Origin of the sequence: Microcystis sp. LE19-8.1F, assembly GCF_027531715.1 — a bacterium.
GTDB lineage: Bacteria > Cyanobacteriota > Cyanobacteriia > Cyanobacteriales > Microcystaceae > Microcystis > Microcystis wesenbergii_A.
Map to the genome: position 1 here is coordinate 1 of NZ_JAPZSO010000194.1, position 24,390 is coordinate 24,390.

Genomic DNA, 24,390 nt, shown 5'->3' on the forward strand with positions numbered 1-24,390 from the left:
GATGCTCAATTAATCTTAACGGCTTGTGGATTATGGAATTTTTATGGGTGCGGCAGCATAAGCATTAATTAAAAGGAGAAGCCAGCTGAACTTCTCACAAAACAATTCATTCGGCTTTTTCTTATGGGAGCAACAAGTCTAATGACCGCGCTGATTAGGAGTCATTTTTTGGTAACGACCATTAACTAACTGGTACATCTCGATCTGGGCCTTGTTAACTTCATAAATCCCATAAAAAGGAATTTGAATCGCTCGCTCATAGAGCCAAAATTTACCCTTGACAGGCGTTTTATCCCGTTCTTCTTCACCATTGCCCGAGACAAATTCTAAGGCAATAACCGGTTCAATGGTTTCTTTCCACATCACAAAGGAACGGCGAACTTGACCATCAATAGTCGTGGGGACATGGGGAACATAAAACCAATCGGGAGCAACAGCACCCTTTTCTAGAGATTCTGGATGCTCTGGCAATCGCCAATAAATCCCACAATCTCGACCCAGACAGTAATTACCATCAGGATGTAATTGTTCTAAAAGGGGTGTAATAGTATCCGTTAAAAGGTCTGCTTGGGGAGGCTCTTGATAGTTTTTCACAAAACTTCCATCTTGATCGGGGAGTTGGGTTTGATCAGGTAAATGGGAAGCGCAATACACCGTGGTCGAAGGTTCCTGAATTGTGGTTGAGGCTTGTACCGCTTGGATCATTGAACTCATCTTTAATTCCCCTATTTTTGTTATCTAACTTTTATTCTATAACTGTTCTTGAAAATCTGTAAAAACTATGCCCGATCTCAATGCTATCCCCAGAATGACTGCTCTCCGCTCCCAGACCAAAGGCGATCCACGCATCAAAATCGCCGTTCTTGATCGACCGATTGACTTAGAGCGAGCCTGTTTTCAAGGAGCAAATATTACCCGTCTTCATCCCTATTGGGCGGAAGAATTTCTGATCGATCCCCAACACTTACAAGCTTTTTTAGAGATAGAAAGTAGCGGTAAAAGTGATGAAGACAAAGGGGGAATGATAGAGGCAGCAATCCCAGATGAAAACATTCGGGCTAGTCTCTATTTACGCTTCCATGCGAATCATATTATCAGCACTATTTGCGGTCAACCTGATTCACCCACCCGTAGAAGGAATTGCTTCTAACGCCACTGTAATTAATATTCCTATTGCCTACGGTAATGATGATTTCATTAATCCCCTGAATTTATCCCGTGCTATTAGTACCGCCATTGAACAGGGAGTGAATATTATTCGAGGAGTCGGTCGCCAGTAGTCAGTAGTCAGGAGAATTAAGAATAAACAATAATCAATTAAAGAGTCTATTTAGAGATTTTTTGCAACTTCATGCTTATTTTTCCCATTTTTGAACTCTCAAAAATTAATTATGTAAGAAGTCTATGGAAAAAAGCAACAAGCGATCGCTCTTAATCGTGCTGGAAATTTGTCAAGATTAAATTTAACAAACTTAACATCTGAGTCAGTGGCGAGAGTATAAACGGGGGGATGTTCCAGTAGTAACAGGATATCGGGTAAGTCGGGATTAGCAATTCTCGCCGCCACCAGCGATCGCTGTGGCCACGAGAGCATAGGGAGTAATTGCCCGAATTTTTAGCCCACAGAGACGAGGTATTTTTTGAGCATTTATTGCGAGATTTGTCAAATTATTTAAGAAATGTGAAGGAGCGCAAAGGAAAATTAAAAGAAGGGAAGATATAGATGTTGGGGAGAATACTAAGTGCTAATCTAGGGTTATCCCATCTATTCCGAGGTTAACCGTCCCACAGGAGAAACAATCACTGGATTCCCTTGCTGGCGGCAAAAATCAGTTTCTTTAAATGAAAGTTAACAGAACTTCGCATTTCTGTTAAGAGAAGGTTTAGAGAAACTTGTTAGAATAGAGGTAGATAAATCCAGTTGCAAATAGGCGCTCGACCCGATGAATTTTCCGCGCGATCCGACAAAAAAAAGAGAACGAGAACACCGACAATATCTAGACTGTGACCTCTAATTGACTTTCAATCAACAGCGTGATCGAGCAGTTTTTTTGAGGATTAAATTCCTGGCATCAACATCCCTTAAAAATAGTTGATGTGGGCAGTCCATAGCAAAATTTTTAGATGGAGTAGTGAGTATGAAGCTATTGATTCAGGGCAATAATATCGCTGTCACCGAACCTATTCATGATTATGTGGAACAAAAGCTGGAGAAAGCGGTGAAACATTTTAACGGCATAACCACAAAGGTCGATGTTCACCTCTCCGTGGAAAAGAATGCACGCATTCCCGATCGCCACAAAGCGGAGGTAACGGTTTATGCTAATGGAACAGTGATTCGCGCTCAAGAAGGAAGCGAAAATTTATACGCGAGTATTGATTTAGTTTCTGATAAAATCGCTCGTCAACTCCGCAAGTATAAAGAAAGATTGGTGGATCATCGCACCAACGCCACCGTTAAAACTAGCGAGGTGGTGCAAGAGAAACCCTTAGATGATAGCCTAATTGGTGATCGCACTCCCGAATTACCCGCGGAAGTAGTGCGGATGAAATACTTTGCCATGCCACCGATGACTATTGAGGAAGCGCTAACACAATTGCAATTAGTTGATCACGATTTCTTTATGTTCTGCAACAAAGACACTAACGAAATCAACGTTATCTATCAACGCAATCACGGCGGTTTTGGTGTTATTCAGCCCCGTCCCGTCAACCTAAATGGCAAAGAACCCCATTAACATTTGGGAACTACAAATAAAACCAAAGACTGGAGAAATTCTCCAGTCTTTTTCTCATCTAACCAAGATTAACTTTAACCACTTTATTTTTTTCTGTCGCCGCTTTCGGGAGGGTGAGATAAAGAATACCGTCTTGATAGTTAGCGGTAACTTGGCTATTTTGCACCTCTACTGGCAGGGTAATCAAGCGACTAAATTTACCATAATAAAATTCGCTGTTTTTTACCTCGGCAGCGCATTCACGTTGCCCATTAATAGCCACCATTTGCTTGCTAACCTCCACATCGATATCTTTAATATCCATACCGGGTAATTCGATTTTTAATTCCACGGAATCCTCGTTAACGGAGATTTCCACTGGGGGACGAGACACCAATGAAGTTGTCGGTAATACTTCTTGAAAAAGTTGATCGATTTGACGTTGGACAGAATTAATTTCCAGGAAGGGAGAATAAAGAGTGAAAGCCATAGTAATAATTTCCTTGAGAGGTTTTCTCTGACTGCGATTGTCTCTATCTTAAGCAACTAACTTGACTTACACAAGGCGGTTTTCAGGAAACAAAAAGTCGCAATAACCGATACAGTTATCAGTTATCAGTTATCAGTGGGGTGTGGGGTGTGGGGTGTGGGGTGTGGGGAGATGGGAGAATAAAGCTGCCTTTTGCCTTTTGCCTTTTGCCTTTTGCCTTTTGCCTTTTGCCTTTTGCCTCCTGCCTGCTGCCCCCTGCCTTTGTTATAACCATTGTTGTAATTCCAGCCAACCCAAACCCTGACGCACAATCTCCGGTTGATCGCCGGTAAAATCAACAATTGTTGACACTTCCGAACCGGGAGCCGAACCATCTTCGATAATTAAATCAACTATATGATCGAGGGCATCGAATAGCCTAGCGGATTCTAATCCCTTGGTGGGAAAATCCCCCTCCTGATCGGGAAGATGGGCAGAACTAGAGATAATGGGATTTTCTAGGGTTTCGAGAATAGTGCGACAGATAACGTGATCGGGAACCCGGATACCGGTGGTTTTCCGCTTCGGATTCATCACCACTTTCGGCACTAATTTAGTCGCCGGTAAGAGAAAAGTGTAGGGACCGGGTATGACTCGTCGCATAATCTTATAAGCATAATCGCTGACCACTGCGTACTCGGAAATATTCGACAAAGAAGAACAGAGAAACGTCAAGGGTTTATCATTAGATAGTTGCTTGATTTGGCGAACTCGTTCGACGGCGGATTTCACATTGAGATCGCAACCGATCGCATAGACAGTATCGGTAGGATAAAGCATAATTGCCCCATTTTTAAGGGCATGACAGATTTCTTGGATAGAACGTTGCTGGGGATTTTCGGGATGGAGAGAGTAAATAGTAGCCATGATAGCAAAATCGTCGCCTATTGGGATTGTCCCACGGGAATCGCCGGGGATATGTGTTTAGGGGCATTAGTAGATTTAGGAGTCCCCTTAGAATACCTGATTGCACAACTAAAAACTTTAGGAATTGAGAATGAATATCAGTTAAGGGCCGAAAAAGTGCATCGTCGCGGTCAAATTGCTACTAAGGTTCACGTCGATGTCACTGCCGAGAAGTCCGCTGATCATCACCACCATCATCATCATACCCCCGCTCGTCATTTACCAGAGATTGAAAATTTAATTAAACAGGCAAATTTACCCCAGAAAGTCCAAGAATGGAGTTTAGCGGTTTTTCAACAACTTGCGATCGCAGAGGGAGCCGTTCACGGGATCGCACCGGAAAAGGTGCATTTTCACGAAGTCGGGGCAACCGATGCCATTATTGATATCGTCGGGACTTGTTTGGGTTTGGATTGGCTATCGGTGAGTGAATTATACTGTTCTTCCCTACCCACCGGCGGCGGTACAGTTCAGGCCGCCCATGGTCGTTTACCGGTTCCTGTGCCAGCAGTAGTACAATTGTTTAGTCAGCGACAAGTACCAATTTATAGTAATGGCATCGCAGCGGAGTTAGTAACACCCACGGGGGCAGCTATTGTGACAACTTTAGCTAAAAGTTTCGGTAAACCGCCGAAAATGCAGTTAGAAAAGGTCGGTTTAGGGGCAGGTACAAAAGATTTACCGATTCCCAATCTTGTCCGGCTTTGGTTAGGGAAAAAAACACCGGAAAAGCTAGATGAAAGCGAAACCGTGGCAGTTTTAGAAACTCAAATTGATGACTTAAATCCGCAAGCGATCGCCTACTTAAGCGAGGCTTTATTACAAGCAGGGGCTTTAGATGTATTTAGTCAAGCAATTACTATGAAAAAATCTCGTTTAGGGATACTCTTGACAGTAATTTGTGGCTTGGATAAAATTGCTATTTGTGAAAATATGATCTTTCAGGAAACCACAACTTTAGGCATTAGAAGGACGATTCAAGAGCGATCGATCTTAAAAAGAGAGATACAATCGATCGATACTGTCTATGGTAAAATTCGGCTAAAAGTTGCCTACAAAGAGTCAATTAATCAACCGATTACCGTACAACCAGAATACGAAGATTGTGCCGCTATTGCCCGTCAGCATCATCTACCTTGGCGATCTGTTCATCAAATGGCTTTAGCTATTTGGCAAGAAAAAAATCAGTCTTGACAGCAGGGCAATTTTATCATAAAACTGCTAAGTAATAGGACAAAATTAACTTCTTGGTTAGGATAGGCACTCATGCAAAAGGCACTCATGCAAAAGGTAGTTAGATATGTGTAATTAATTTTGCTTAGGTACTTATATCCATTGTTCAAAAGCTATTTTCAGGAAAATAATCCCAATTTAAAACCTGTTCCTGGGTAAAAGGACAATCAACCGGAAAAGTTTCTTTTGGTAAATTAGTTTCATTTACCGTCCCTCGCACTGCTTTTTGATAACATTCTGCGAAAATATCGGCTAAATAGGGTTTTAAGCTAGGACTATCCCTGAAAATAAGCTCTAATTGTTCTCTTTGCTCATCAATGGTATTTATCCAGCTATTAGTCCGTTTTTCCGGTTGATATTGCCATTTAAGTAAGTGCATCAAGAGAACTTTTAAACGGCCGAATACCTCCCGTCTATTATTACGTCCCATATCGGATATTTCTTCGATTAAGTTATCTAAATCAAGGGCCTGTAAATTGCCCTTTTTTAAGTGATTTACGGTTTGCTCAAGCCACAAATTAAAATCAGTTTCATAAAGCTGAGATAATTGATTTTTCATGTTGAGGTGGGATTTTTAAAGGGAAACTCTCTGCCAAAATTGGTCGTTACTTGCGATTTTATCACTCAATCTTGGCTCTTGGGGGGTAGAACCCTCCAACCCCCCCCGCACATTAGCTTTTCGGTGGGATGCTTACACGCGGTTGTCATACATTTATAGCAGTTTAAGAGTGACTGATAATTGCTGATTGTCGGTATTTCTGCCAAGGTGAGATGCACCCGAAAAAATCAATCTGATTTGTGAATAAAAACTAAATATTTTAACATTAGAAAACTAAACCTGTTAGAATCGGCGCAACAATAAATGCTTGTAATCCTAATGAGAACATGGTCAATAGTATTTTAATGATTCCTATTCATTTGGATGCTCTCTATCTGAAAAGAGAGCGCCTAGTTGTAGAGGCGATGGCAGATTTGAGCATAGTTCCTTATTTTAATAGAAAAAGAGACGTAAATCCGAATATTGCTCATATCAGCGAGGAGATTGTTTCCCAACCCTTTCAAAATCAAAATCTGTACCTGAAAGCGGGAATCCATTTACATTGGGCGTTACCCGATGCTTTAACAAAAGGGATTCAAGATAGCGATAAAAAGACAGTTTTCCCATCAGTTCCTAATCGCTGGTTAGTAACACGCACTCTTAACGGCAAAAAACGTCAATGGGTGGTGGAGAGTGATTATCTTTATCGGGAAGGAGAAGGGGAGCAGTTAGGTAGTATTGCTTATCCCATTGAGATAAAAAATGGTAATCATCAACCATTTCGCTATTTAGGTCGCAAACTGCCTATAGAAGCTTGGTTAGAAAATGATCCCAAGGCTGAATACTTACCCTTATTGACGGCGGTAGGTTATGGTGAACCGACTTTTGCGGCTTTTTATCCCAATTGTCACAGTGTTTTTGGATTTTATGATGATTATTCTCCTGAAAATACTGATGGGTTACAGTATGATGTGATTGCGTGGTATAGTCACTTAGAAAAGGATTATTTCAATCAATTCATCAAATCAAAATCTCAATTAACTACACAAGAATTAATCAAAGCGATACAAGAGAAATTCAAGTGGGACATTCCCATTAAAAGCAATGAACAAATACCTCAAAGAATGCTCTGCTATGCCCGCTTAAAGTTTGCTTCTTCAACCAATACAGAGAGAGAAATTTCGGTAGAAGTGGCTGTAGGAAATACGGGAACGGAGGCATTATCTGCTTATTTAGGTCAAAAAATTGACAACAATTCTCAATCTATTATTGAAGATCAATTAGAAGCTTTAACCCTATCTTCTAGTCTAGAACATCGGCAGTTGGATCTAACAGCTAAGTTTGAGGAAGCACGCCATGAAAAAGGGTTTAATGCGGTCTCATCTGGCACAATATGGACAATTACTTTAGGAAGCACAAACGCTACAACAGCAAATGCTGAAGATGCTCAAGCTCAGAGCGAAGTTACTTTACCCGATAATATAGCTCCTAAACTGAATCAGCTTAATCTATCTCAACAGAAATATGACTGCACTTGCGATGAAATTGAGTCAATGCGTCGGCAACTCTTTTCTGATTGGTATAAGTATATGTTGTGTGCTTATCCCCCCCAAGGTAGTACCGATCAGTATCCTGATATTGATGAAGTTAAATATTATATTCAGGAGAAGGGAATTAAACCTTTAAAGGCAAAACTGAATGATCTAGAGAATTATAAAAAGTTATTGAATGAATCTTTAACTCAATTACAACAGGCGATCACTCAAGCAAATATTACCCAGTGTAACTTAAAAGTTAGTGATATTTTAGATTGGGAAAAATTGATTAATCAGTTAGAACAGGGAACAACAGAGCCAATTAAAAGAATTAAGCAGTTAATCCCCGATTTGTCCAGTAAAATTGCAGGGAAAAACCAAGGAGAAATTATAGATGCCTTAAATTTAATTTTGACTAGAAGAGATTTTTACCAAGAAAATGTATTCAAGACGATTCCTCAAGGATTATTAGAGAAAAAACCCAATTTAATTGATTGTAACGAAGAAGAATTAGTCCGTTGGAATCGTCTGCTTTTAGAAGTTTCTTTCCCTCAACTAATTTTAAAAGCTCCACCACCTTACACCCTGAAACCTATTGCCAGTTCCCGTTATTGGCAACCAACAGAACCGGTTATCTTGATGGCGGGGGAAGGGGTAAAACCCACCATTCGCCATGGACAAGATGGAAGATTGAGGGATGATGGACTGTTAGAATGTGAGATTTTACAACAGGAAGAGGACATTTTTCTCAATGGATTTTCGTCTATTCTCGGTAAAATTGATCAGATAGAAAACAATAAAAAAGGGGAACATATTGGCTTTAACACTTGGGAAGAACAACCTTGGCATCCGTTTTTACTAGAGTGGGAGGTAGAAGTTTTTCCCCTCCAAAATGGCTGTAATCATGGCATCTATAATCATCAATATGATGCTGAGTTTATTACGGGTAATTATACCTTGAAAGAAAACGAGCCAGAGCTTTCTTTACAGTACGGAAAGGGGGCTGTTCTTAAAGCTGCTAATGTTTATAGTGGTCGGAGTATTTTAACACCCCATGCCGGAATTAAGCTTAAGGAAAAAATAGAAGTTTATTTAAAGAAACAATTACCTGATGAGGCTAAAGAATATTACGAACTAAACCTGTCTGAACAAGAAGAAGCTTACCAAAAAAGAATCCAAGATTGGTATAAGGACAAACCAAATTCTTTGACCAACTTAGACCAACAAGAAAAGATTCAAGCCATTCAAGCTTGGTATGAGCAAAAACCCTGTTATGATCCTAGTAATCCTAATTTAATTTTAACTAATCTACTCTCGGATCAAAAAGCTAAAGACCCCATTTATACTGCCATTAGAGCTTATCAAAATCTTTTAAGCCTAAATTGTCTATCTCAAGCTTTAGGAGGGTTTAACGAGGCTTTATTGATGCACAAACAGACCTTACAGTTACCTATTGCTGATCCTTTAGGATTTAATGATTATCAGCCTTTTACAGATGAAATAAAAGAAATGGTACAACAAAGTGTCCGTAGTGCGCCAGAACCTTTAAATGATTTTAACCCAATTCGCTCAGGGGTAATGAAGATTTTGCGGTTACGGTTGGTGGATACTTTTGGACAGGTGAAGGATTTAGATATTAGAAATATTATCACTCCTGAACAGATGACGACTCCAGGCAGTCCCTATCTGATATCTTTACCCCCTCGTTTGGTACAACCAGCGCGTATTAATTTCCGTTGGTTATCTGCAATTGAAGGGGAACAGGAAATGAATAGTCATCCAGCTACTACTCCTATTTGTGGCTGGATATTGCCTAATAATTTAGATAATAGTCTCGCTATCTATGATAATCAGGGTAAGGCGTTGGGTTCGATTAATCAATTAGCAAAATGGGAAGCTGCGCTGGGGGAAAATAAGGTTATCCCCTTTGATAAAATTGATGATCATTTACAAAAAGTGATTAACTATATTATTAAGCAGGGGGCAGAATTTTTGTCTAATTTTATTTCGGCTTTAGATAGTGGTTTAGAAAACATTGATCCCGAAAATTCAGCGCAAAATCAAGGTTTAGCACTGTTAATGGGACGACCTATTGCCCTAGTCAGAGCTTCTTTAAATTTGGAATTAGAGGGACTTCCAGCTATTAACCAAGATTGGGGGGTATTTTGGCAAGATTTAAGACGTAATTTCCGAGAAACGGATGGCTTTGAAAAGGTCAAGTTTCCAATTCGTTTAGGGGAATATAAACAGTTAAATGATGGTTTATTAGGTTATTGGTTGGAAGGGGATAATGGAAGTCTCAAGGATGTATTTTATGCCCCTCAAAGTGATTTAGAGGGAATTAATCATCCGGCTATTAAATTTCATAATGGTAACAATCCTTGGCATATTGATCTTAATCTAAAAGATTCACCCACTTTATTGACTATGCTCATCGATCCCAGAGGAAAAGTTCACGCAACTACTGGAATTTTACCGACGAAATCAATTGATATTCCCCCGGATCAATATCAACAAGCGTTAGAGAAAATAGAAATTACTTTCTTCTCTGCTCCTATCTTGACAGATTATGGTAAAATTAATTTAGCTTTACCTGATGAAGTTGGTTATCAGTGGTCATGGTTGGAGAAAGAAAAGGAACAATGGTCAACTGCCGATAAAATAGGTCAAACTAATGTTAATGCTATCTTCTCTGGCAAGCAAGAAATTCGAGAGGGATGGTTAAAGTTAAGCACCAAAAAAGAGCCACCCAACCCTAATAGTCCTAATCCCTAAGTTTATTCAAAATTCACCCGTTAATTTTTTAAATCAAGGAGTATCAATTATGAGTAACACTAATGACTTAGTTCTACATCTAAAACTAGATACCATTATCCCCGATGCAGACAATCAAAGAGTTCGTAGTGCTTTTTTAAGCGAGAATGTTTCAGCTTTAAGTGAGAATATTTCGGCTTCTACTGAGAGCCAATATAGTGTTCATGGTAGTCCCCAAGTTGTGAGTGATGAACATTTTGGCAGTTGTTTCATTTTTGATGGAAGACAAGACTATATAGAAATTCCTAATTCAGAGGACATTAACTTTGCAACTAATCAAGATTTTACCGTTGCCAGTTGGATAAAAATAGCCAAAGAACAACCATTTAAAACCAATGGTGACAACGATATTATTGAAAAATGGAATGGTAGTAGAGGTTATCCCTATGTCATCAGATATATGCGTGATAGCCAAACAATCCATGCAGCAAGATATGATGGTTCTAATAATCCCTCTATCACCACCACAACTAAACTTAATAGTGAGCAATTCTATCACATTGCTTTTGTGAAAGAAGGGAGAAAGTTGCGGCTTTATTTAGATGGACGTGAAGAAAATAGTACGGATGATACAACCCAATCTCAAACACAAAATGATTCACCTCTTTATCTAGCACGTAGAGGAGGAAGCAATGAAGCTTATGCTAACTATTTTGCGGGAACAATTGCTCATCTCCGCATCTATAAAAAGGCATTATCTCCAGAAGAAATTAAACAGGATATAAATGATAATTTAACGGCGATCACCGCTTTTAATCTTGCCTATCCTCTTGATTTTGACTTATATGAAGGGGACAATAAAGAGTCCATTATCTTTATTGAAAATGATACTAAGGGAGAAGAACTGGTTTTTGAAATTCAAAATGATACAACCGAAGGAATTACTTTACCAGCAAAAAGTGGAGCAGTCACTCAAAATAATTATCATTTTGAATTAAGATTTAGACCTGATACTCTATCGCCTAAATCTTTACGGCAATTGGCTTTAAAAACCCAAAGTAATTGGAGTATGAGTTCTCCTGTTACTCAAGCAGATGGGATAGTTTCTCTCTATTTCTTAACAACTAATACTACTTTATCAGCTAATGAGGTCGTTACTTTAACCCTGCCAAACGTCAGTGCTTCAGCAGCGGGAGGGGCAAGAACAACCAGAGTTGAGTTTTTATGTCCAGAGTTTACTTATCAAGGAGAGACTTTAACTCATTATTACCGAGAAAAAAAACTCAGCGTTATCGATCATCGAGGGAAGAAAAATATTCCGCTTCATGTCAGTTTTGTAGGCTCCAATCGCATTTTGAATGATGGCACAACGACAAATAAGTTAACTTTGCGAATTGTTAATGTATTAAAAGATAAATCTATTCCTTTGATTCCAGATAGTAAGGGGGATAATGCCTCTAAGTTTATTATCTCTTTTGATGTTCAAGAAGCCAATCAGAATAAAGATTGGGCTTTGGGAACCACAAGTCAGGTACAAGGAATAGGGATTCAAGTAAAAGATTTTCGACTGAGGAAAAGACATATAATAAACGAGTGGAAAATTGTTAAAGATACTCAAGGAGAGTCACCAACTTGGACAATAACTAATCAAAATGAAGAAAACGTTGAGTTAAGACAGGAACAGGGTATTGAATTAATAGTTAGTAATATCATTTCTTCTCTTCCTTCCGGTCAGACCAATCTTTATATACGCTATGAAAATATTCCGGGTTATTGGGATGGAACTTTTATTTGCACCATAGAGAAAATGCCCATTTTATATAAGGAAGGTAATGTAGGGATTGGTATCAGCGACCCAGGGAAATTCAAATTAAACGTACAGGGAGGCGATCTCAATGTTAGCGGCACAATTTACCGAGGTGGAAATCCTCTGATTCATGAAAATTATGAGATTTATTTAAGAGGTTCTGCTTTTGAATCTCCCGAAGGAAATAATACGTTTTTAAAAATTGCTAATGTTGCAATTACTATGACTAATAACAGGGGATTAAATACAGTTATTCTTAGTCCTAATGGTAGCTATAAAAGTAGCACTTCTCACGACGTTTTTCCTCATACAACTGGTTCAGTTGCTTGGAATGCTTGGGCAGATTGGATTAATAATCCAAACAATGTTGCTGATGGTGATGTTGTCGCAGTAGCCAGTTATGATGCTATTCGGAGTGCCCCTAAAGGTGGATCGGCATACAAGTTATTAACCTCCATTAATGCTCTAAGGGCTTTTGATGCAGCAAATGGTGAGTATCCTTATAATAGGATTCCCTATGTCCTATTATTTATCAAAGGACGGGTAGGAGCAATGGAAGTCTGTCAACCCCATAAAGGACTTAATGCTCATCTGAAAACAACTTACTATGAACTATTGAATTATGGCAATACTTCAGTTGTTTTACGGGGAATGATTATGATGTGGTCTGGGGATGTCAATCAAATTCCTGTTGGGTGGGCTTTATGTAATGGCCAGAACGGTACACCGGATTTGCGAGATCGGTTTATAGTAGGTGCAGGCAAAACATACAGTTTAGGTCAGTCTGGTGGACAAGATTTTGTCACCTTGAATATTGATCAAATTCCATCTCATTCTCATCATGGTAAAACTGATGTAAGTGGACAACATGAACATGATATTTATAGAAACTCTAATAAACTAGGCTATACATGGGGAGGTCAAGCAAGTACAACAACTGTATCTGCTGGTCAAGATGACAGTGCTTCAGCTAGGCTTTATGCAGGATCGAATGGAAATCATACACATAGCTTTTCTACAGATTGTATAGGAGGAAGTCAACCCCACGAAAATCGCCCACCTTATTATGTTTTAGCCTATATTATGAAGCTATAGCCTTTTATTTTGCTCCAAATTAGCTAAAAAATGATGGAACATAAAAAGCGATCGCATCCCATCTCACCCCCCATTCTCAGAGGAACTTCTTATGATACAGACTTATCCTATTTCTAAAACTATCACCACCCTAGAAGCTCTTGAACAAAAGTTCAAATTATCTCCTACAGATAATGAGCTATTCTTTCAGGAATGGCAACAGGACTTACCTGAACTAACGGATCAAGAAAAAGAAACCCTAGAGCAAATTAAAAGACGGTTTTTACGTCATAGAAAACGAGTTTCTCTCACCGAAGGAGTTATCAATCAATTACTCATTTCTCCTTTACTGACATTAGCGGGTTTATATGATGAACCTTTCTATGTCACCACTGAAGCAAGTGTTGAGCTAGAAATAGAAGAAGAGGAGGAAATCTTACGGGGGAGAATAGATACTTTAATTATTGCTCAACAACTGTGGGTGTTAATCATTGAGTCTAAATCTACCATTGCTTTTCCCGTTGCATTACCGCAAATAATGACTTACATGATGGCAAATCCTAACCCTCAAATACCGGTCTATGGTTTGATAGGTAACGGTGATGAATTTATGTTTATTAAAATGCTGACCCAAGGCGTTCCTCAATATGACTTTTCTAACATTTTTTCCCTGCTTTTACCCCGGAGAAATCAGTTAGAGGATATATTGCAAATTCTCAAACAAATTGCTAAAATTATGATCATAAACAGGACGGGTTAAGAAATTAAAAGATATTGAAATAATCGCTCTTTATTCTAGTCCTATGTTAAAATGCGGAAAGCGTATCGAAGGGAGCTGCCTTCGGTGGCACGCCCCTAATTCAACCCCTACCCTAAAAGAATGATTAAGCATGACATTAACGATTGTCAATAATACCCTAAAAACCATTCTCGCTCGACTGAAACGAGAATTAAAAAATCATTACGGCGATCGCCTTAAACAGTTGATCATGTTTGGTTCTCAGGCCAGGGGTGACGCGCATCCAGACTCTGATATTGATGTCTTAGTCGTTCTCAAAGGAGAAGTAAATGCAGGTGAAGAAATTGAAAAAACTGGACCCATTATAGCCAGTTTATCTTTAGAAAAAGATGCGGTAATCAGTTGTATATTTATGGATGAATACCGATTCATTCATCGTTCTGGTCTTTTGCTTAGGAATATTCGTAAAGAGGGAATAATTCTATGAAAATAGAAAAGAAAAAGTGATCGCACCCCATCCCCCCTAAAAGAGAAAATCAAAAGCGATCGCAGATAAATATTAATCTTCTTCACAATTTATTAATCTATTAACAGGTAGGTCAAATCATGGGAAACTTCCAAGCTATAAAAACCGAAACAGACGATCGAGTTGAGTTTAAAGACAATGTTATTAATGTCATTACAATTAATACCACACAAACGCTTACCATAACAGATTACTATCAATCTATACTCAAAGCGGCTTTAACAACTTTTAAGCTTAAAACCGATTTTAAGCCTAAAAACGAACCAGAACCCACGAGGAACGAAAAAATATATTCGGACTTTGAGACTTCAATGAAAGATTTCTGGGGAAAGGAATGCAACTTCAATGATTGCCTCATTGGCTATATCTTACAAGACACCCATCTTTCTAAAGATGTTGACACACTTTTAGCTCGAATAGCCGATGAAGAAAATAAATACTACTGGAAATGGCTCGAAGGTGACAATGAGGTAAAAGATAGTGCTGACAATCAAACAATACTGAACCGATTACGCATTGTAAATGCAAATTTGCTCAATAAAATTTTTGTAAGATTTGATAATAGTACAGGTAATAAGATAGGAGGAAAACACTGGATAGACAATGAAAAACCCCTTCAGGATACAACCTTAATCGTGCCAGCCATTGCTATCAGCCCAGAGGGATCTTATACAAATGGCACTGACTTATATTACGGTGTTTATGTAAATCCTAACGCTAGACTGCTTTTTCTGGATAATAGTGAAGATACCCAAAGATATAAATACGGAAAAAAAGATGGTTCTAATGATTATGAGATAAAGCGAACTTATATATACAACCACAATGAGACCAAAAATATTACTGTTGGTAATACTACAGACGAAAATAAGGCCGAATATTTTTTAGGAGCAGAAAATGAGCAATATCGTTATTTGATTAAATTAATAAAGGTAGTTAATAATTTGAATACTAAATATGGCACGGACAACGTAGGTAAAGTTACAAGAAAAAATCCATTCTTAGCAAGTAACACAGAAGATAAATTGTTACAAAAAATTCGTTTCAAAACGCATGAAGATGTGGATGATACTGAAAGAAATAATAAAGAAACAGAAAAAGCTAAAGCCTTAGCACATCAGGCGGCGTGCGAGCTTCCTGATGAGAACTATCACTGTTTTTACCACGATAAAGAGGGAACTTTAATGGGGCATATCTCCGCCGTAAATATAAGCGAGGGAGGGCGTGGAAGTAGTGGCTATCCTATGCGTGCCGATAGGGTGAATGAGGTAAACTATAAATGGTTAATTGATTTGCCTGATGGAGATGCAAATATTCCCTTAGCAAAATTATGGAGTTATGTGTTTGAATTAAATCCAGATTGTCTAGTAACGTCTCCTCCAGCAATTAAACAAAACCGCACAACTAACAAACCTGATGCTTTCTACCCTACTAATTGGCCTTACAAAAAAGAAGGCGGATTTAAGAACAGTGTCACTGGTATGGATAGTTTGATTAAATATTACAAAACATTTAATCCGTCAGCAAATAAGAGAAATAAGCCTCTAAAAGACCCATTTCCGCCTCGCGTTACGAATCCGAGCATTCCTGGTTATGATTATAAATTTGATATCAAAAAAATTGAAATATCTGTAAAGTTAGACAATACTGGCTACCGGGTATGGAAAAAGTTCAACGCTGTTGGAGAAGATCTCACTTTAGGTTTTAACGAAAATGAACGAGTAGATGCGGGGAAAACGATGGCAGAAGCCCTGAGTGATTTTCATGTATATCCTGGGATGAAAGCCAGTGGTATCACGCCTAAAATAACTGATTCCAAATTATCGGCCACTTCCTTTGCCAAATATGTAGTAGGACTGCTTAATGATGATGATGTTAAGAAGCAATGGCGCAAAGATAATAAACTAGATGCAAATGCTACTGTTGATGCTTCTAGTTTAAAAACCGATCAAGAATGGTGTCACCTGTTTGGTCATGGGGATGGCGGTCCAGAAGAATTGGGTAATTTTGTTTCTGGTAGTAAACACTGCAACACTGAACAACTGGCGATTGAAACTGGTCAACGTCGCGTCAGTCAAAATGAAACCGATTTTAAAGCAGTTGAACGAAGTAAATTAAAAGCCCGAATTACGGCTTATTTGATACCGAATGCGGGTACATGGGTAACAGGAGGAAGTTATACGCAAGACAAATTAAATAAAACTTTATTGGATGGTGTTACAGATCATACGGTAAAAAATCAACAAAGCGAATTCTTTGAAAAAGTTCCTAATGTATCCCCATATGAATATAGATTAAAATTTAAAACAAATGGTTCTGGTAACATAGATGATCAGGCTCTTAGAACAGCTTTTAAGAAATTGTCAGATGCAATTAGCGATTCTGCTACTAATCTAGATAAAAAGAAACAGCTTTTCAAGTTCCGGTACAATTTGGAAAGATATTTTTTCATGTATCTACCAATAGCCCGTTGGATGCGCTACAAGCTTTATTATGATGGGAAAAAAGTGTTTGACCACATCTACGATGCTCAAAGTGAAAGCATAAACTTACATGAATGCCAGATCCTTGATCACATGGTAGAAAGAGCGTTGTATATAGCAATGGATAAAGAGTCTAAGTACAAGCAAAAAATTAAAAGCCGTGTAGAAAAACTGATACCTAGCGCGGAAGAAGCGGGTATTATCGGCAGAGTTTTAGATTTAGATCAAAAACTACATGAAATCTTCAATAACCTGGAGTCAATAGACAAGTTTGCAGAACAAATAGTAACGGAAATATCTAGAATAAAGAGCATTCTAGAAGGGACTACTCCTGATTTTCTAAACATAAAACCAGCTGAACTAACAACAAATTGCAGCAACCTAGGAATAGTGCTTAAAACGGCCAATACTGACATTCAATCTCAAATAACTATTTACCATAAAATTGCAGAAGATTTTAAAAATATGACCGTAGAACAGCAAAATCAAAGCCAACTTAAATTGATTATTACAGACACAGGTTTGGGGAGGAAAATTCAGTATTTGAAGACAAAGGTTGAGGACATGCAGAAAAGTCAAGCAACTATACAAACTAACATTAAGAATATGAAAAAAGAACTTGCGAAGGAAAAACCTGATAAAACAGTAATGGAAGTTGACAGTATTGAAGAAAAAGCCAGAGTAGTTAAGAGAACGCGTGCAGAAATGGAAAAAGGACAGGTAATTTTAGATGATCCTAGACCCCTGAAAAGACTAAAAAGTATGGCTCTAAATTATGGGAATTATTAAATAATGTCATAATTTTATTAATTATGTCTAACAATTTATTGCTTAAAATTCATCTATTCAATTAAACAATAAACCTACTTACATGAGCAATCCCAACCTTCAATCCATCAAAAACCAACTCAACTTAGGTCATTTAACACTGAATCAGAATGCCATCGGTTCAGCTTTAGCCAATCAACTTCAACAAGCTTTTTCTGGAGAAATATTACAACTTGAGGAAGTAAAACAACCTATTGCGGAAACGGATGATTCCCTGTATTTTCAAGCAAGAATACCTTCATTACTGGGGGTAAGACTGCAAGCTGTTGAGGGCATCTTTTTTGTATATAATGGTCAGTTAGAATACCTTCTAAAAGCCACTCTCCCGAAGGTTTGGGATTTTTCTTGGTCTTATCCAGACCTTCCCGATTATACTAATTTTGGCAACTTAGATCCAGATGCGGGTAATCAATCATCACTTTTTTACGACTTACGATTTCCCGCTGATAAGCCGATGGTACTGGTTTTTTCTTCCCACAATTTTCAGAAAGATCAAACCCCAAAATCCTATCTCACATTACTAGATACTACCTTAAATATTAGTAAAATCCATCAGGGGCTAAATTTTGTTTCAGAGATAGCACTTGCTGAGATGAAACTTTTACATACACTAATAGAATTTGCGGGTTATAAAGATTTATCTTTACCTTTACCTTTTTATGGATATCTAAATCAACAACCTGAATACCAAGAAATACGCTTAGAGATAGAACTAAATTTTACTAAAACCTATGAAGATATTTTCAGTTTTGGGATTTCTTCACTTGTCTTGCATACCAGCATCTCTCTTTATGCTAACTATATAGGATCGGGGATTAGCTTTTTAGGGGGAGTTACCATAGGAACCTCAAAAACACCTAAAAACGTAGAGATAGTCTGGCCCGTAGGGAGTACACAACTCATCATCGAAAATGCAGAACCTATTCCTTTTCCCGGTTTCGATACTTTTACTAACTTATTAAGTGGTCATTTACCTAACAATAGCGATACCTTTCCTCTGGCAATAAACTCATTAAGTACCCTAGAAATTCGTGAATTATCCTTACACTTATCCCTAAGTCCACTGAGGGTATCTTATATTGTCTTAAGTATCGGTACCACAGCAAACTGGAATCAACCCTTATTAGGAAAAGCATTAACAATTGAAGGTTTATTATTACGATGGGAAGTTAGCCCCGGAGATCCGACTCCTATTCGTTTTTATCTTCTATCCGCTTTCAATGTGGGAGGGGGTTTAGTAAACGCTTCAGCTGTCTTTCCCGACTTTGCTTTTTATGGTGAACTTGGCTTATATCAAACCATCGCCCTAGAGCAAATCATTGAGGAAATAATCCCCAATGCTCACCTGCCACACATCTCTATATTAGACCTTGCGATAAGTGCTGATATCAAACAAGGGTTATACGCCTTTGAAATAGAGATGGCTAGTGATTGGGAATTGAACTTGGGAGGAACTTCTATCTTACCCCTTAAATATTTACATCTAGAGATAGAAAAGAATCTTGGTGGTAGCTTTGCTACAATTAACAGTGTTCTGACTATTGCCGGGGTAGATATAATTCTGCTGGCGACTAATGCCAACGAAAGTGGGGGTTGGACTTTTGCCGGAAGTACCAGACCCGGACAGCAAATTCCCATCGGACTGTTAATAAAAGATTTAGTAATGACCTTTGGAATAACAGATGGAGGTTTTCCCAAAGCTATTGAGGGATTAGTAGTTGAAAATATAGCAACTTATTTCAATACTGAAACAAAGAATTTCTACTTTACCTGTGAATCTATATTGGAGATCGAAGAAGAAATAATTGATGTAATTCTTCAAATTAATATCACTCGACAACAAGACGGCTCTTATAAAAAACATTTTGATGGACATATCACCATTGGTAGCTTAAAATTTGCCCTCATTTTCGATACTGACCAAACCTCTACCAAATTCCTCGCTGCTTACCATGATGACCAGACGGTAAAAGTTAAAGACCTAATTGGTTATATTGATTCTCAGTTAAAAGAGGATATACCAGAAGGACTAGAAATCAGACTAAAAGATGCTTTATTTGCCTATTCTAAACAACAAACCTTAACTAATTTTCTCTTCGGTTTAAATATTGATGGTGGCATTAACCTCTCTAACCTGCCCTTAGTTGGACGGGAATTTCCTCCCAATGAAACCCTGAAAATTTCCCTACAAGTCTTAGTAACTAAAGCGAATTTTACAGCCCCAGAACTACAAACCTTAAACACTTTATACACCGACGGAGGCATTAAACTACCCACCACCGATATTAACCAACGTCTCGACCTTATCCCCTCGCTTCAATTCGGAAGCGAAATCCAACAATTAGAACTCCCCATCACCATCAATAAACAGACGGGTCAAATAGAAGGAACAACCCCCCCACGGGATAATAACCTTTCTCCCCCAGTCGTCACCCCTTCCTCTACTCCCACCCCAATTAGTGATAGTACCAAATGGTTTACACTGCAAAAAAGCTTGGGTCCCGTCCACTTTCAAAGAATTGGTCTGAAATACCAAGACTCAAAAATCTGGGTTTTATTAGATGCTAGTCTTAACCTAGCTGGACTTTCCCTCTCCCTCGATGGACTTGGCGTTAACTCCCCCCTCAATCAATTTGACCCCAAATTTGACCTTAAAGGCATCGGCATCGACTACAAAGGCAGCGACACCCTAGAAATAGGAGGCGCATTCCTCAGAACTACCCGAAACGGCATAGACGAATACGACGGTGCCGCCGTTATCAAATTTAACGTCAAAGGCAAAGCCCTCAAACTTTCCGCCATTGGGTCCTATGCTTATTTTGAAGGACATCCCTCCCTCTTTATCTACGCCCTCCTTGACTACCCCATCGGTGGACCCTCCTTCTTCTTCGTCACCGGGTTAGCCGCCGGCTTTGGCTATAACCGCGCCCTCAAAGTCCCCACCATTGACCAAGTTGCCACCTTCCCCCTCGTCGCCGAAGCGGTTAACCCTCCTCCGGCTGAGGGTTCTAACTCAGACCAAGCCGCCCGACTCACAGGAGAACTAACCAAACTCCGAGACTATATCCCCCCCGAAACTGGGCAAATATTCCTCGCCATTGGCGTTAAATTCAACTCCTTCAAAACCATTGATTCTTTTCTCCTGCTTACCGTCGCTTTTGGTAATCGTTTTGAACTTAATCTCCTTGGTTTAGCCACCCTCATCGCCCCCCCCAATCCAGGCCCAGGAGTCTCCCCGGTTGCCCAAGTACAACTAGCCCTCAAAGCCAGTTTCCTGCCCGCCGAAGGTTTCCTCGGTATTATTGCCCAACTGACTCCCAACTCCTATATCCTCTCTAAAGCTTGTCATCTCACCGGAGGATTTGCCTTTTATGGCTGGTTTGCCCCTAACGAACATGAGGGAGATTTTGTCCTCACTTTAGGAGGTTATCATCCCCTCTTTAAAGTCCCAGACCATTATCCGAAAGTTCCTCGCCTTGGGCTTAATTGGCAAGTTAGCCCAGAACTTTTCCTCAAAGCCGATGCTTATTTTGCTCTAACTCCCTCCGCTATTATGGCAGGGGGACACCTCCAAGCCACTTGGAATAGTGGTCCTCTGAGTGCTTGGTTTAACGCCGGGGCAGACTTTCTCATGTCTTGGAAACCCTATCACTACGATATTTCTATCTATGTTGATATGGGAGTATCCTATACTTTCCAATTTTTCGGGACTCAGCATATTACCGTTCAATTAGGGGCAGATTTACACATCTGGGGACCCGAATTTACAGGGATTGCCCATATTCATCTTTGGATTATTTCCTTTGATGTGCGCTTTGGTAGCAGTGCTTCTCAAGCTCCCACAGCCATTCAATGGAAAGAATTTAAAACCTCTTTTCTCCCTGCTGATGATGCTATTTGTAGTATTACTGTTCAAGAGGGTTTAGTCAGAAAAGTTAATCAAGATGATAAAACAGATTTAGGGATCATTAATCCTAAAGATTTATGCTTAGTCACTAATTCAGTCATTCCCATTAAAACTTGTCATGTTAATCTTAATACTCAGGGAATTAATACCCAATTTGGCATTGGCCCCATGGCGGTCACTCCTGGTCAATTAACCTCAACCTTAACGATTAGTGTAACGAGAGATGGCAAGTCTCTAAGTTCAGCAGAATTTGACGAAGATTTTGCTTGTAGTCCCCTATTTAAAAAAGTTCCCGTCGCACTTTGGGGCGAATCTTTAACCCCTAGTTTGAATGGTAATCAATTTATTGAAAATACCCTATCTGGATTAGAAATTAAACCTAAAAAACAACCAGAACCAGGTGCAACCCAAGCCATTAATCGCAGTGAATTACAATTTAGCACTACTCCAATTAATAATGCTTATCATTGGCAGAAAATTAGCACTTTTCAGGAGAAAACCACTAAAGATATTCGTAACACCATTGTAGATAACACAGTCAAAAACACTAGAGACAATTTACTAAAAGCACTGAATTTAAACAGTGAAGAAATTGATCTCAGTGCAACAATTGCCGACAATTTATTAGGTTCACCTAAAATTGGGGTTTTAGTTAATTAATTATTATTTAAAGGAGTCAAAAATGCCAGAAACCACCACAACTGAACCCACTAAAATTGAATTTATTCAGTATCATCAACCAGCTTTAAAAGATGGTGACTATGAAATTACTGTTACACAAACCATAGAAAGTGGAGCAAAAATACCTAGAACTACTTTTACAACAGATATTACAACAAACCAGAAAACTAAACCTATTCGTTTTACTGTATCAGGAGAACGCTTTGAATTAAAACCTACAGACATACACGCTGTATTTCCCCCTGATGGTAGCTTAGGAGAACATTCCAATGTTTTACCCCATATTATCCTAAACCGTAGTACCTTACCTTGGGAACGTCAATCTGTTAGTAATAATAATGATACTGCTTGGTTAGCTTTATTATTATTTGAAGAAACAGAAAACCCCGAATCCAAAATTATTACCCTAGAAACCTTAAAAGATATTAATATTTATACTGCTAAATTTCCTAATTTTAGCCTAGAAAGTGGACAACATGAAGACGATAAAGTAATAATTATTGATGTCCAGAAACAGTTATTAGAAAAAATTTTACCCACTAAAGAAGACTTAACTTATCTTGCTCATGTTCGTCAAGGAACAGATGAGCAAGGAAAATTAATCGGCGATGAATTAGCCGTTATTATTTGTAATAGACTCCCCAAAAAAAACGGCAGAAGTATCGTCCATCTGGTTTCTTTAGAAGGACGTTATAATAATAATGGGTTTGATTTTCAGGGAGCAAGAGATAATGATAATATTCGTTTAGTTAGTCTAAAAAGTTGGAATTTTTCTTGTGTTGATGAAAAGCAAAGTTTTCAAGGACTTTTGACCAATCTTAACCGAGAAACTAGTACCCTAAGATTGCCTCAAGTTAATAATACTGAAGCGGAAAAATATCTATCTATGGGTTATGTTCCCTTACCCCATTTTTTACGACAAGGAGGGAAAACCTTCTCTTGGTATCATAGTCCTTTAATCACAGGAAACAACCCTAACAATAACATCACCTTACCCATTCGTACCGCAGATGAATTAATCATATATAATCCTGATAATGGTATGTTTGATGTTTCATACTCTGCTGCTTGGGAATTAGGAAGATTACTCGCTTTACAGAGTAAAAATTTATCCGTTAGTCTCTATAATTGGAAACGCACTCATAGACAAAATATACAAAATATCGAAACTCATTTACCCGTTTACAATCAACCTAATACAGAACTTCCTGAGAGTATTTATAATTGGTTTGAAGATTTAAGTCTTCTTAAAGGTGTACCCTTTAATTATCTCGTTCCCGATGAACTTATGTTACCTGTAGAATCAATTCGTTTCTTCTATCTTGATTCCCTTTGGATAGAATGCTTATTAGATGGAGCATTTAGTATTGGTCGAGTAACTACATCAGATCATAAACACGATCAAGAAAATAAAACAAATCCTGCTGTTAACAATTACCCCATAGTAACTGGTTTCTTACTCCGTTCAGATGTGGTGTCAGGTTGGCCAAGTTTACTCGTTGATGGTTATAATGAAGATGATACAAAAAAGATTGAATTACTACGGATGGAACGTCTTTCCGCTAATGTTTTAATTTGTTTATTTAAGGGAGAAATCAAGAGATTAGATATTCACCAAAAACCAGAAACCTTACATTTCGGACTAGACTCGGATGATGAGAATAAAACCTTTTACAAAAAATTAAAAAACTTAGATGGTCAGCAAATTGACAAAAAGGTTGATAATATTCCTTGGAAAGATTCAGAAAAAAGAGTTATAGATATCAATTCACTTACTGACAGGATTAAAGAACAAGTGGACAATAGTAGCTCATTTACCTCTGCACAATTGGCTTTAGAGATGATTGAAGGAGTAGAAAAAGTGAGATTTATTGGTTCTTAAAAACCTATTAAGTAGGTAGGCGTTAAAAATTATCAGATCCCCCCGCCTATCGGCACCCCCCTTATCAAGGGGGGCAGGGGGGATCGAACCTAAAATCCATTTTTAATTTAACCTGATTACGGTTTGGATCAGGAATTGGGAATCTGTATCGGCTCAGGCAGTGTCGAGTCAACGATTAAGCAGATTAGCTCTCGGATGAAAATTGTAGGAGCGCAGTGGAAAGCGGAAAATGTGCCACAATATTTAAAGCT

13 protein-coding genes and 3 pseudogenes are annotated in these 24,390 nt (G+C 38.6%); 11 read left to right on the forward strand and 5 right to left on the reverse strand.

Annotated features, from left to right (window positions below; genetic code table 11):
• Nucleotides 1-141: 141 nt before the first annotated feature.
• Nucleotides 142-714: pseudogene (locus tag O9334_RS18095) on the reverse strand (Uma2 family endonuclease); the annotation flags it as partial.
• A 67-nt stretch (nt 715-781) separates the two neighbouring features.
• On the opposite strand from O9334_RS18095, the gene O9334_RS18100 reads away from it, so the two are divergent.
• Nucleotides 782-1,150 carry a S8/S53 family peptidase gene (locus O9334_RS18100; RefSeq protein WP_238567785.1) on the forward strand — a complete coding sequence of 123 codons (369 nt, stop codon included), beginning with the start codon at nt 782-784 and terminating at the stop codon, nt 1,148-1,150.
• Between the two features lie 297 nt (nt 1,151-1,447).
• Here the strand turns inward: O9334_RS18100 and O9334_RS18105 are convergent.
• A pseudogene (locus tag O9334_RS18105) lies at nt 1,448-1,652 on the reverse strand (lipoyl(octanoyl) transferase LipB); the annotation flags it as partial.
• A 486-nt stretch (nt 1,653-2,138) separates the two neighbouring features.
• On the opposite strand from O9334_RS18105, the gene hpf reads away from it, so the two are divergent.
• Nucleotides 2,139-2,738, forward strand: a complete 600-nt coding sequence (gene hpf / locus O9334_RS18110) for a ribosome hibernation-promoting factor, HPF/YfiA family (RefSeq protein ID WP_045358600.1) — start codon at nt 2,139-2,141, stop codon at nt 2,736-2,738.
• Between the two features lie 58 nt (nt 2,739-2,796).
• Here hpf and O9334_RS18115 read toward each other — a convergent pair whose 3' ends face one another.
• Both O9334_RS18115 and O9334_RS18120 read right to left on the reverse strand, forming a co-directional pair.
• Nucleotides 2,797-3,207: an Hsp20/alpha crystallin family protein gene (locus O9334_RS18115; RefSeq protein WP_045358599.1), complete on the reverse strand. Its 411-nt coding sequence runs from the start codon at nt 3,205-3,207 to the stop codon at nt 2,797-2,799.
• A 264-nt stretch (nt 3,208-3,471) separates the two neighbouring features.
• On the reverse strand, nt 3,472-4,113 hold the full coding sequence (locus O9334_RS18120; protein ID WP_045358598.1) for an L-threonylcarbamoyladenylate synthase: 642 nt from the start codon (nt 4,111-4,113) through the stop codon (nt 3,472-3,474).
• Between O9334_RS18120 and larC the strand changes: the two genes are divergently transcribed.
• Nucleotides 4,090-5,346 carry a nickel pincer cofactor biosynthesis protein LarC gene (gene larC, locus O9334_RS18125; RefSeq protein WP_288001642.1) on the forward strand — a complete coding sequence of 419 codons (1,257 nt, stop codon included), beginning with the start codon at nt 4,090-4,092 and terminating at the stop codon, nt 5,344-5,346. The genes O9334_RS18120 and larC overlap by 24 nt on opposite strands.
• A 145-nt stretch (nt 5,347-5,491) precedes the next feature.
• Here larC and O9334_RS18130 read toward each other — a convergent pair whose 3' ends face one another.
• Complete coding sequence (locus O9334_RS18130; RefSeq protein WP_045358596.1) at nt 5,492-5,944, reverse strand: DUF29 domain-containing protein; 453 nt, start codon at nt 5,942-5,944, stop codon at nt 5,492-5,494.
• Between the two features lie 326 nt (nt 5,945-6,270).
• Between O9334_RS18130 and O9334_RS18135 the strand changes: the two genes are divergently transcribed.
• From O9334_RS18135 to O9334_RS18170, 8 genes and pseudogenes are all read left to right on the forward strand, one after another.
• A complete protein-coding gene (locus tag O9334_RS18135; RefSeq protein ID WP_288001644.1) occupies nt 6,271-10,233 on the forward strand; it encodes a hypothetical protein in 3,963 nt (1,320 codons plus the stop codon).
• 49 nt (nt 10,234-10,282) lie between these two features.
• Nucleotides 10,283-13,114 (forward strand): LamG-like jellyroll fold domain-containing protein, encoded by a 2,832-nt coding sequence (locus O9334_RS18140; protein ID WP_288001646.1) that lies wholly within the window; start codon nt 10,283-10,285, stop codon nt 13,112-13,114.
• A 91-nt stretch (nt 13,115-13,205) separates the two neighbouring features.
• Nucleotides 13,206-13,853 carry a type I restriction endonuclease subunit R gene (locus tag O9334_RS18145; RefSeq protein ID WP_288001647.1) on the forward strand — a complete coding sequence of 216 codons (648 nt, stop codon included), beginning with the start codon at nt 13,206-13,208 and terminating at the stop codon, nt 13,851-13,853.
• A 130-nt stretch (nt 13,854-13,983) separates the two neighbouring features.
• Entirely contained in the window at nt 13,984-14,319 is a 336-nt protein-coding gene (locus O9334_RS18150) for a nucleotidyltransferase domain-containing protein (protein ID WP_288001649.1), read from the forward strand.
• A gap of 119 nt (nt 14,320-14,438) precedes the next feature.
• The gene (locus O9334_RS18155) at nt 14,439-17,630 is read left to right on the forward strand and encodes a BAR domain-containing protein (protein WP_288001652.1); all 3,192 of its coding nucleotides are present in this window, start codon (nt 14,439-14,441) and stop codon (nt 17,628-17,630) included.
• Between the two features lie 82 nt (nt 17,631-17,712).
• On the forward strand, nt 17,713-22,236 hold the full coding sequence (locus O9334_RS18160; RefSeq protein WP_288001655.1) for a DUF6603 domain-containing protein: 4,524 nt from the start codon (nt 17,713-17,715) through the stop codon (nt 22,234-22,236).
• 22 nt (nt 22,237-22,258) lie between these two features.
• Nucleotides 22,259-24,139: a hypothetical protein gene (locus O9334_RS18165; RefSeq protein ID WP_288001658.1), complete on the forward strand. Its 1,881-nt coding sequence runs from the start codon at nt 22,259-22,261 to the stop codon at nt 24,137-24,139.
• Between the two features lie 135 nt (nt 24,140-24,274).
• Nucleotides 24,275-24,390 (forward strand): annotated as a pseudogene (locus O9334_RS18170) (ISKra4-like element ISMae18 family transposase); the annotation flags it as partial.

What these genes read in the sequence shown, in the direction of transcription:
- O9334_RS18145 (WP_288001647.1), top strand. Translation starts at nt 13,206, where the DNA reads ATGATACAGACTTATCCTATTTCTAAAACTATCACCACCCTAGAAGCT.
- larC (WP_288001642.1), top strand. Translation starts at nt 4,090, where the DNA reads ATGGAGAGAGTAAATAGTAGCCATGATAGCAAAATCGTCGCCTATTGG.
- O9334_RS18165 (WP_288001658.1), top strand. Translation starts at nt 22,259, where the DNA reads ATGCCAGAAACCACCACAACTGAACCCACTAAAATTGAATTTATTCAG.
- O9334_RS18100 (WP_238567785.1), top strand. Translation starts at nt 782, where the DNA reads ATGCCCGATCTCAATGCTATCCCCAGAATGACTGCTCTCCGCTCCCAG.
- O9334_RS18155 (WP_288001652.1), top strand. Translation starts at nt 14,439, where the DNA reads ATGGGAAACTTCCAAGCTATAAAAACCGAAACAGACGATCGAGTTGAG.
- hpf (WP_045358600.1), top strand. Translation starts at nt 2,139, where the DNA reads ATGAAGCTATTGATTCAGGGCAATAATATCGCTGTCACCGAACCTATT.
- O9334_RS18130 (WP_045358596.1), bottom strand. Translation starts at nt 5,944, where the DNA reads ATGAAAAATCAATTATCTCAGCTTTATGAAACTGATTTTAATTTGTGG.
- O9334_RS18120 (WP_045358598.1), bottom strand. Translation starts at nt 4,113, where the DNA reads ATGGCTACTATTTACTCTCTCCATCCCGAAAATCCCCAGCAACGTTCT.
- O9334_RS18140 (WP_288001646.1), top strand. Translation starts at nt 10,283, where the DNA reads ATGAGTAACACTAATGACTTAGTTCTACATCTAAAACTAGATACCATT.
- O9334_RS18115 (WP_045358599.1), bottom strand. Translation starts at nt 3,207, where the DNA reads ATGGCTTTCACTCTTTATTCTCCCTTCCTGGAAATTAATTCTGTCCAA.
- O9334_RS18135 (WP_288001644.1), top strand. Translation starts at nt 6,271, where the DNA reads ATGGTCAATAGTATTTTAATGATTCCTATTCATTTGGATGCTCTCTAT.
- O9334_RS18160 (WP_288001655.1), top strand. Translation starts at nt 17,713, where the DNA reads ATGAGCAATCCCAACCTTCAATCCATCAAAAACCAACTCAACTTAGGT.
- O9334_RS18150 (WP_288001649.1), top strand. Translation starts at nt 13,984, where the DNA reads ATGACATTAACGATTGTCAATAATACCCTAAAAACCATTCTCGCTCGA.